Source organism: Mesorhizobium sp. M1365, from assembly GCF_040317865.1.
In the GTDB taxonomy this organism is placed as follows: Bacteria; Pseudomonadota; Alphaproteobacteria; order Rhizobiales; family Rhizobiaceae; genus Mesorhizobium.
The window spans coordinates 1-2,425 of sequence record NZ_JAMYLG010000100.1 but is presented as its reverse complement, the minus strand read 5'-3'; the positions used below and the strand labels follow the sequence as shown (position 1 = coordinate 2,425).

General features: G+C 63.6%; 3 protein-coding genes. All 3 read right to left on the bottom strand.

The features are described 5' to 3' along the window. The coding region (gene tnpC, locus NKH04_RS33040) for an IS66 family transposase (protein ID WP_353045601.1) at window positions 1-1,519 on the bottom strand (1,519 nt) is incomplete at its 3' end. Window positions 1,520-1,592: 73 nt separating this feature from the next. Beyond that, window positions 1,593-1,937 carry an IS66 family insertion sequence element accessory protein TnpB gene (gene tnpB / locus NKH04_RS33035; RefSeq protein WP_023675163.1) on the bottom strand — a complete coding sequence of 115 codons (345 nt, stop codon included), beginning with the start codon at window positions 1,935-1,937 and terminating at the stop codon, window positions 1,593-1,595. Continuing rightward, window positions 1,934-2,314 carry a transposase gene (locus tag NKH04_RS33030; RefSeq protein WP_245274633.1) on the bottom strand — a complete coding sequence of 127 codons (381 nt, stop codon included), beginning with the start codon at window positions 2,312-2,314 and terminating at the stop codon, window positions 1,934-1,936. The genes tnpB and NKH04_RS33030 overlap by 4 nt, the downstream gene beginning before the upstream one ends. Window positions 2,315-2,425: the final 111 nt, after the last annotated feature.

Sequence of the window (2,425 nt, the reverse complement as noted above, 5' to 3'; positions counted from 1 at the left end):
AGGCGTGCGGATCGACCTGGTTCATCTTGGCGGTGGTCAGCAGCGTGGCGATGGTGGCCCATGTCCGTCCGCCGCCGTCGCTGCCAGCGAAGAGGCTGTTCTTTCGGGTAATTGTCTGTGGCCTGATGGCGCGCTCGACGGTGTTGGAGTCGATTTCGATGCGGCCGTCGGTGAGGAAGCGCTCCAGCGCGGCACGCCGGCCGAGCGCATAGCGGATCGCCTCGGCGGGCTTCGATTTTCCCGACAGCTTCGGCAGCTCCTTTTCCCACAGCGCAAAGAGAGCGGCAACGACGGCGGCGGATTTCTCCTGACGCGCAGTTATCCGTACTGCCGGGTCCTGGCCGCGTACGGCCTCCTCGGCGGCCCACAGTGGGGCCATCTGCGCCACCGTCTGCGAGGCGATAACGGAGGAGCCTGCGGCATGCAGTTCGTAGAACTTGCGCCGCACGTGCGACCAGCACGCCGCCAGCGTCACGCCGTCGTTGCCCCGATCGGATCGGGCCAGCCGGTTATAGGCGGCGTATCCGTCGACTTGCAGGATCCCGCGATAGCCGTCCAGATGACGGGCAACACATTCGCCGGCGCGGCTGTCCTCGAAGCGATAGACAACAATGGGCGGTCCACTGCCGCCAAAGGGCCGATCATCGCGGACATAGGTCCAGAGGTAGGCCGTCTTGGCCTTGCCAGATCCCGGCGCCAGCGTTGGCAGCGTGGTCTCATCGGCGAAGACCCGCTCCCCCTGCTTGATGCGGGTCAGTGCGTAATCGGCGAGCGGCTCGAGCTCGAAGCCGAGCTTGCCCATCCACTGCGCCATCTGTGACCGGTCGATCTCGACCTGATCGCGGGCATAGATCGCTTCCTGGCGGTAGAGCGGCAGGCCATCGGCGTATTTCGACACCGCGATCTGCGCCAGCAGCGCTTCGGTCGGAATGCCGCTTTCGATGATGCGGGCGGGCGCGGCTGCCTGGATGACGCCGTCCCAACCCTTGTAGGCATATTTGGGGCGACGCGTGACGATCACCCGGAACTTCGCCGGGGTGACATCGAGCCGTTCGGAGACGTCCTCGCCGATCAGGATCTTTTCCAGCGCTTCGCAGCCAGCAGGCGTCTCGGGCTCGATGACCACCTCGATCCGTTCGAGATGGGCCGCAAAGCCTTTGCGAGGGCGCGGGGCGCGCTTCGCTTTCGAGCCGCCCGCAGACTTCTCCATCTGCGCTTGGATGGCCGCCACGCCGGTTTCGATCTCGTCGAAGACCAGAGCGTACTGCTCCTCGCTCAGCGCACCGGCCCGCAACCTTTCGGAGCGGCTGCCGAAGCGCGACCGCTCCAGCATCTTCACCACCGCCGTCAGTCGTGCGATCCGCTCCTCGGCGCTCTTGTTGACCAACTCGAGATGCGTATTGTGGGCTTCGAGATCGGCATTACGCTCTTCCAGACCGGCGGCTTTTTCGGCCATGGCAACAACCATCGCCTTGAGCGCGTCAACGTCGTCCGGGAGCGCGAGATCGGGTGCCGACATGGCCAAAATCAGAGCATATTCGCGGGCAATTTTCCCGCGTTTTCAGCTCCCTGATTCATCATGCCGCAGGGTTTTACCCAACCGATTGCGGCCGCCTGACGGTCTCCGTTCGAACCCGTTTCCAGTCCATTCCGTCAACCAGAGCCATGAGCTGAGCATGATTGAGCTGGACCCGGTGGTGGCCGATCCGCGGCCAGCAGAACTTCGCCTCATCCAGCCGCTTGGCATAAAGACACACGCCGCTGCCGTCCCACCAGACGATCTTGATCCTGTCCGCTCTTTTGGCGCGGAATACATAAAGTGCGCCGTTGAATGGATCCGAGCCGGCATCGCGCACCAGTGCCAAAAGGCCGTCGGGACCTTTTCTAAAATCGACGGGATGACTGGCGACCAACACCTTCACGCCAGCCGGGATCATGCCTGGCGAACCGCCCGGATAATCCGCACCAGCTGCTCCTCATTGATATCGGCACCGGCGCGAATGACCACGCCACCCAGCTCGATCTCCACCGACGCAGACGCTGTCGGCGTGACCTCGACAAAGCCGAGCCGCTCCGCATCCCTGTGTGGCGTGACCGCACCGCTCTTGATCGCCTTGCTCCGCCAGCCGAACAGCTGGGCCGGCGCCATCCCCGCTTGTCTGGCAATGGCCGATACATTCGCGCCCGGCTTCAGTGTCGCCTCGATCAGCCGCGACTTCGCTTCCGCCGACCAGCGCCGCCGCGGACGCTGCGGGCTTGCCTCCAGTCGGTTGGCAACCGCTTCAAGAACATGGAAACTTCTATCATCAGGCATAGGCGCAGACATAGAAATTGACACTGCAAGCTCCTCGGCTCCTTGCTTCAGTGTCAGTATGTCTCGCTCATCACCTCAAGCCGCGCCAGATGGGGTCAGCTTGGCGCTTAC

Excerpts from the sequence above, each read along its gene's own strand:
- tnpB (WP_023675163.1), bottom strand. The coding sequence starts at position 1,937 with ATGATCCCGGCTGGCGTGAAGGTGTTGGTCGCCAGTCATCCCGTCGAT.
- NKH04_RS33030 (WP_245274633.1), bottom strand. The coding sequence starts at position 2,314 with ATGCCTGATGATAGAAGTTTCCATGTTCTTGAAGCGGTTGCCAACCGA.